This is a genomic window from Vibrio sp. YQ_11 (assembly GCF_043103065.1).
In the GTDB taxonomy this organism is placed as follows: Bacteria; Pseudomonadota; Gammaproteobacteria; order Enterobacterales; family Vibrionaceae; genus Vibrio; species Vibrio parahaemolyticus.
In genome coordinates this window covers 1-6,349 of the sequence record NZ_JBICJM010000038.1, presented here as the reverse complement: position 1 = coordinate 6,349, position 6,349 = coordinate 1, and the positions used below count along the sequence as shown (strand labels likewise).

Genomic DNA, 6,349 nt, shown 5'->3' with positions numbered 1-6,349 from the left:
TTTTAGGGGCTGTCGAAAGACTATTCTCGGTTGAGTTCAATCCTACTAGCTTCGCCATGAAAGATTAGCTAGTCATTTTAAAGTGCCGTATTCATCTCCAATACTCTCCTCCTAATTATGATTTTCATAACGTCTAGACAGGACTCGTTTTTCTCAATTTCCATTTTGTCGATATTGCTTACTTAATCATGTAGTGGAAACATGAGTTTGTTGGTTTGATTCAACTTAGAAGATTAAGCATGCGAATTCGATAGTGTGTTAACTACCTTTGTCTGTTTTTTCGAGAGTAAGTCCAGTTTCAATCCTTTAATAAGTATTTTTTTAAGCCGTTCTAAGGTGCTTAGAACTAATCAAATACTCGCTCTGTATTTATGTTTAAAAAGTGTGTGGGGGTCTTCAGGGTGAGATATGTCTTTTGAAAAATAGAAATCACTTGATCTGCCGTGTACAAAAAAACCCAACATAAGTTGGGCTTTCGAAAGACAAATAAGCGTAAGATATTTAAAGGATGCGCTTTAAAACACCGTCAGCTTTTAAGCGAGTGATTTTTCTCACGAGTTTTTGTACAGCAAGCGGGTAATCTTCGACTTTTTCCAACTGTTTGTAAGTGCAGATTAGCTGCGTATGTTCAAGGATTCTGGCTACTTCATCTTCAAACTTATGAGTAAGGTTTGCGTAGTCATCTTGAATCAATAAACCATTTTCAAGATCGAGAGACCAAGCACGCGGATTTAAGTTGTTACCCGTAAGCAGCATGTATCGTTTATCAACCCAGATACCTTTTAGGTGGAAGCTGTTGTTTTCATGCTTCCATAAGTGCACTGAAAGCTTGCGAGCTGCAATGTTCGCCTCATTTGCTTTGGCAAAGCGGCGTAGATTTACCTCGTAAAGGTAAGGAAGACCACCAATGGTTTTGAAATCTTCTTCTGGAGAGATATAGAAATCGTTCGCGGTTTTATCTCCTACCACGATCGTTACTTTTACTCCGCGTTTCATCGCACGTTTTACTTCCCGGTGAATTGATTTAGGGAAGTTAAAGTATGGCGTACAGATGAAAATTTCGTTCTTTGCTGCTGCTAGTAGCTTGACGATTTGCTGGTTTAGTAAGTTTCGACGCTTACCAAGACCAACAAGAGGTGTGATCTTTACTTTATCTTCCGCTGCTGCCTCATGGGCAAATTGATAGTTGGCTTGAGCAAGAGAAGAGCGAAGTTGGCGAATTGCCGATTTAATTTCTTTGGTTTCCGGCTTATCTCGATCGGCCAAGTCGTTTACTGCAGGGTGAGCAATCATTTCATTTTGAACGAAGTTCACCATCGTATCTGCAAGGGATTTGTGCTTAATAACATGGTAGCGATCAAATCGATAGCGACCATGGTACTGCAAATAAACGTTATTAAGGCTAGCGCCACTGTAAATCACGGTATCGTCGACGACGAAGCCTTTTAAATGAAGTACACCAAATACTTCTCGACCGCGAACGGGGATACCATAAACAGGGATGGCATGTTGGTATTGGTCAGCAAACGCTTTATAAAGCGCTGAGTTGCCTTCTGATGTTTCTGCACCAATAAGGCCGCGTTGTGCTCGGTGCCAGTCAACACAGATATTAATGTCTAATCCTGGATTACGCTGCTTGGCTTCGTAAAGTGCAGTGAGTATTTCACGCCCAGCTTCATCATCTTCCAGATATAGAGCGACTAGGTAGATTCGTGACGTTGCTTTGCTGATCGCATCTAAAAGACGAGTTCGAAATGTTTCTGCAGAGTACAGAACATCAAAGTCTTCAGGATTGATTGCGAGACTAGGCAACTGCTCGAATGGATTCCTATTTACTATCATATCGGTGTGAGTACCTTATTTTAGTGCAATATTGCGAACCTTATATTTTACCAAAGATATGATTTCCCTGGCTACTAAAGCGCACGCTTTGAAACCTTTGAAGGGATAAATTGCATTGGAATGAGATCTTTGCCGCTATCAACATAACGTTGAAAGGCAATCTTTAAGGAGTTCGGCAGCTCATGACTGTCAATGGTTTCGAAACCATGTTGAGCATAATATTTTTCTAAGTAGCTAAAAGCGAAACAATAATCACCATCTTCGAAAACTTTGTTCTCGCAATGCTCTAGCAGAGTGTGGCCAACGTTTGTGCCTCTAACTTCTGGGATGACGAGCATGCCTGTTAATAAGCGATATTGCTCTACGGTTTTTAATCTTAGTAGTCCGGCGATCATACCCTCAAGACTGGCTGTGATGATGAGTTCATCTTTTTTGGCTCGCCCGGAGGGGTAATGGGCTTTATAGAGCTTTTTGATCAAAGGGAGTTTGATCGGATTTAACACTTCTATGATTATTGAGTTAGGTATTGTCACTGCGGTTAAAAGTTAACTGGGGTAGAATGTGCCCAGTTTAAGAGAATCTTATCTGGCGTTGCAAATCACTATGCAAATTAAAGAACACGCAAGCCTCAAGGCTTTTCACACTTTTGGTATCGAGCAGACTTGCTCCTACTTAGCTATTGTTGACTCGATAGATGATGTAATCAGCCTCTATCATGATCCTGCTTTTCAAGGTCTGCCGAAGTTGTTTTTGGGTAAAGGCAGCAATGTTCTATTTACTGAACATTTTGATGGTCTCGTCATTGTTAACCGCCTTTTGGGGAAATCGGTTTCAGAAACCCATGAAGATTATCTTCTGCATGTTCAAGGTGGGGAGGACTGGCCGAGTTTGGTGGCTTGGTGTGTTGCCCAAGGTATGGGCGGGATCGAAAACTTAGCTTTGATTCCCGGTTGTGCTGGGTCAGCTCCGATCCAAAACATCGGTGCATACGGGGTTGAACTAAAAGATCTTTGTAGCTACGTCGATGTATTGGATTTGACGACTTTAAAAACGAGGCGGATGAGTGCGGAAGACTGCGAATTTGGGTATCGAGATTCAGTTTTCAAACATGATCTATATCAAAAATGCTTTGTCACAGCCATTGGCTTGAAGCTGCCGAAGCGATGGACGCCGAAGAATCAATATGGGCCGTTACAAAACATCCCTGAAAACGAATTAAGTCCAAATGCAATCTTTGAACGTGTGTGCCAAGTTCGTATGGAGAAACTGCCAGACCCAGCTAAAGTCGGTAACGCAGGGAGTTTCTTTAAAAACCCTGTGATCAGCCAAGATCATTATGATCAACTCATTCGAAAGCATAGCGACATGGTGGCTTACCCTGCAAAGGAGGGAATGAAAGTGGCAGCCGGTTGGCTGATTGACCAGTGTGGTTTGAAAGGTATTTCAGTCAACGGTGCTCAGGTGAACCCTTTACAAGCGTTGGTATTAACAAATGTCGACAACTGCAGTGCTGATGACGTGGTTGCACTTGCTTCTCTGGTGAAAAGGGCGGTGTGGGATAAGTACCAAATTGAACTCGAACACGAAGTGCGCTTTATGAATCGTCAAGGTGAAACTAATCTCGCTAAGATTGAGGCGGCTCAATGAGAAAAGAACACTCAGTGAAGCTACATATCCTTAAAACACTCAGCGATGGCGGTTTTCATTCAGGTGAAATGCTTGGACAACAACTGGGCATTTCTAGAGCGGCAATTGCAAAGCACATTAAAGGGTTGAATGATTGGGGAGTGGATATTTATCGTATCCAAGGACGAGGCTATCAACTGGCTCATCCTCTTCAATTACTCGATGAAACTCGTCTGAAAAATGCCATTAGCACTCCGGTAGAACTGATTTCCGTGATCGATTCAACGAATCAATATTTGTTAGAGAAAGTCAGTGAATCCGATAAAGGGCGAGTTTGTATCGCTGAATATCAGGCGCAGGGGCGCGGTCGTCGCGGACGTCAATGGATATCGCCATTTGGCACCAATCTATATTTGTCTATGTACTGGCGTTTAGATGCGGGTATGGCAGCCGCAATGGGATTGAGTTTGGTCGTGGGTATTGCAGCAGTCGAAGCACTGGAAAGTATCGGTATCCAAGGTGTTAAGCTTAAGTGGCCAAACGACATCTACTATCAAGATAAAAAATTAGCCGGTATTTTAGTGGAGATGTCTGGTCAAGCAGGAGGCGCAGCTCACTTAGTGATTGGAATGGGATTAAATATTGGCATGCCTGATGTGCAGCCCGGTATTGATCAACCCTGGATAACGCTCAACCAAATTTCCAATGAAGTGAGTATCGATAGAACTCAATTGGCGATACGTCTTATCAAACATTGGAAAGCCGCGTTAGAAGAATATGAACTGACTGGACTGGGTGGTTTTGTTGAACGTTGGAATCGTTTGGACAACTTTATCGGCCGACCGGTTAAGCTTCTTATGGGACCGAGAGAAATACACGGAGTGGTACAAGGTATCGACCAACAGGGTGGGGTGGTGCTCAAAACTGAAAATGGTTTGGAAACCTACATTGGCGGAGAAATTTCGTTGAGAAAAGGGGACTGAGCCCCTTTACTTTCTTAGCGATACTTTGTCGACAAGGTGGTTAACACCTTTGTGGAGGATCAAATGGGCTCTTTCTCTGGTTGGAAGAATGTTCGATTCCAGATTGAGTCCATTAATATTGCGCCAAATTTCTTTCGCTTTACTTTTCGCTTCATCGACCGACAGCTGCGTATAGTGGCTGAAGTAGGAGCCTAGTTTAGTAAAAGCTCCGCGGCGAAACTTCAAAAATCTCTCGACATACCACTGCTCTATCGTTTCACTTTCCGCATCAACATAAATTGAGAAATCAAGAAAATCAGATACAAATACTCGATGTGGATCATGTGGGTAGTCCATACCGCTTTGTAATACGTTTAAGCCTTCAATAATCAGCACGTCAGGTCGGTCGACTTTTTTTAGCTCATCAGTAATGTCGTATGTGATGTGTGAGTAAACAGGTACTTCAAGATTTGGCTTGCCCGCCTTTACATCAGAAACAAATTCTACCAAACGTTTGATGTCGTAAGATTCGGGAAAACCCTTGCGATGCATGATACCGCGCTCTTCCAAAACCTTTTTGGGATACAGAAAGCCATCCGTTGTAACTAAGGCGACTTTGGGATGATTTTCCCAACGAGAAAGCAGTGCTTTAAGAATACGAGCTGTTGTACTTTTTCCAACAGCCACACTACCCGCAATGCCAATAACAAATGGCGGAGCGTGTTCCTCGGTATTTAGAAACTGCTGAAGAACAGAGTTGCGACTTTGGCGAGCCTGTACATATAAATTGAGTAGACGAGACAAAGGAAGGTAGATCTCTACCGCTTCCTCCATAGTGAGGTTTTCATTTATGCCTTGAAGCGCCTTTAGATCGTCTTCAGAGAGTGTCATCGGAACAGAATTACGCAGTTCTGCCCACTCGGCACGGTCAAATGACAAAAATGGACTCATGGGTCTCTTTTATCCTTGGTTTAGTAGAGAGCAAGAACATACAACAAGCACCGTGCAAAGCAAACGACAAAGCACGAAAGTTTGCTTTAAAAAGCGAGGTTTGTATGATTTTGCAGCAATTGAAACTAAAAAAACGATTTTTACGACTTTTTTTTAAATAGCTATTGCAACCTAGAAAATCATTCAATAGAATGCGCACCACTTATGCCGACTTAGCTCAGTAGGTAGAGCAACTGACTTGTAATCAGTAGGTCACCAGTTCGATTCCGGTAGTCGGCACCATTCTTTCCTTTAGTAGTTAGAATGGCTTAAAAATTTGGAGGGGTTCCCGAGTGGCCAAAGGGAGCAGACTGTAAATCTGCCGGCACTGCCTTCGATGGTTCGAATCCGTCCCCCTCCACCATATTCTTTAGGAAATAGCTCTCAGAGTTACGTGTTGCGGGCATCGTATAATGGCTATTACCTCAGCCTTCCAAGCTGATGATGCGGGTTCGATTCCCGCTGCCCGCTCCACTCTAATTTGAGTGCTGATATAGCTCAGGTGGTAGAGCGCATCCTTGGTAAGGATGAGGTCGGCAGTTCGAGTCTGCCTATCAGCACCAGCTCTCAAAGTTATCTCCTTTTGATATTAGATTTACCAATAATCTTTATTTGGTTGCGTGGTCAATTTGGGCCACCAAAAATCCGTACCTAGAGGGACCACTCATGTCTAAAGAAAAATTTGAACGTACGAAACCGCACGTTAACGTTGGTACTATCGGCCACGTTGACCACGGTAAAACAACTCTAACTGCAGCTATCTGTACTACTCTAGCTAAAGTTTACGGCGGTGAAGCGAAAGACTTTGCATCTATCGATAACGCTCCAGAAGAGCGTGAGCGCGGTATCACAATCGCTACTTCACACGTTGAGTACGACACTCCATCACGTCACTACGCACACGTTGACTGTCCAGGACACGCTGACTA

The 6,349-nt window shown here is 43.3% G+C and carries 6 protein-coding genes and 4 tRNA genes; 7 read left to right on the top strand and 3 right to left on the bottom strand.

Annotated features, from left to right (window positions below; all coding sequences use genetic code 11):
- Positions 1-501: 501 nt before the first annotated feature.
- Entirely contained in the window at positions 502-1,842 is a 1,341-nt protein-coding gene (pssA, locus tag ACF8EG_RS15695; protein ID WP_020904497.1) for a CDP-diacylglycerol--serine O-phosphatidyltransferase, read from the bottom strand.
- A gap of 74 nt (positions 1,843-1,916) precedes the next feature.
- A complete protein-coding gene (locus ACF8EG_RS15690; RefSeq protein ID WP_029840152.1) occupies positions 1,917-2,345 on the bottom strand; it encodes a GNAT family N-acetyltransferase in 429 nt (142 codons plus the stop codon).
- A 100-nt stretch (positions 2,346-2,445) separates the two neighbouring features.
- On the opposite strand from ACF8EG_RS15690, the gene murB reads away from it, so the two are divergent.
- Positions 2,446-3,489, top strand: a complete 1,044-nt coding sequence (gene murB, locus ACF8EG_RS15685; RefSeq protein WP_045544888.1) for a UDP-N-acetylmuramate dehydrogenase — start codon at positions 2,446-2,448, stop codon at positions 3,487-3,489.
- Positions 3,486-4,451: a bifunctional biotin--[acetyl-CoA-carboxylase] ligase/biotin operon repressor BirA gene (gene birA / locus ACF8EG_RS15680; protein WP_065765377.1), complete on the top strand. Its 966-nt coding sequence runs from the start codon at positions 3,486-3,488 to the stop codon at positions 4,449-4,451. Before murB ends, birA begins: the two co-directional genes overlap by 4 nt.
- 6 nt (positions 4,452-4,457) lie before the next feature.
- Here birA and coaA read toward each other — a convergent pair whose 3' ends face one another.
- Entirely contained in the window at positions 4,458-5,381 is a 924-nt protein-coding gene (gene coaA, locus ACF8EG_RS15675) for a type I pantothenate kinase (RefSeq protein ID WP_069505378.1), read from the bottom strand.
- A gap of 206 nt (positions 5,382-5,587) precedes the next feature.
- Between coaA and ACF8EG_RS15670 the strand changes: the two genes are divergently transcribed.
- The 5 genes from ACF8EG_RS15670 to ACF8EG_RS15650 form a co-directional block, all read left to right on the top strand.
- Positions 5,588-5,663: transfer RNA gene (locus tag ACF8EG_RS15670), tRNA-Thr, on the top strand.
- A 36-nt stretch (positions 5,664-5,699) separates the two neighbouring features.
- Positions 5,700-5,784 (top strand) — tRNA-Tyr (locus ACF8EG_RS15665).
- Positions 5,785-5,819: 35 nt separating this feature from the next.
- A tRNA-Gly gene (locus tag ACF8EG_RS15660) sits at positions 5,820-5,894 on the top strand.
- 13 nt (positions 5,895-5,907) lie between these two features.
- Positions 5,908-5,983, top strand: a tRNA-Thr gene (locus ACF8EG_RS15655).
- A gap of 103 nt (positions 5,984-6,086) precedes the next feature.
- The coding region (locus ACF8EG_RS15650) for a GTP-binding protein (protein ID WP_245398261.1) at positions 6,087-6,349 on the top strand (263 nt) is incomplete at its 3' end.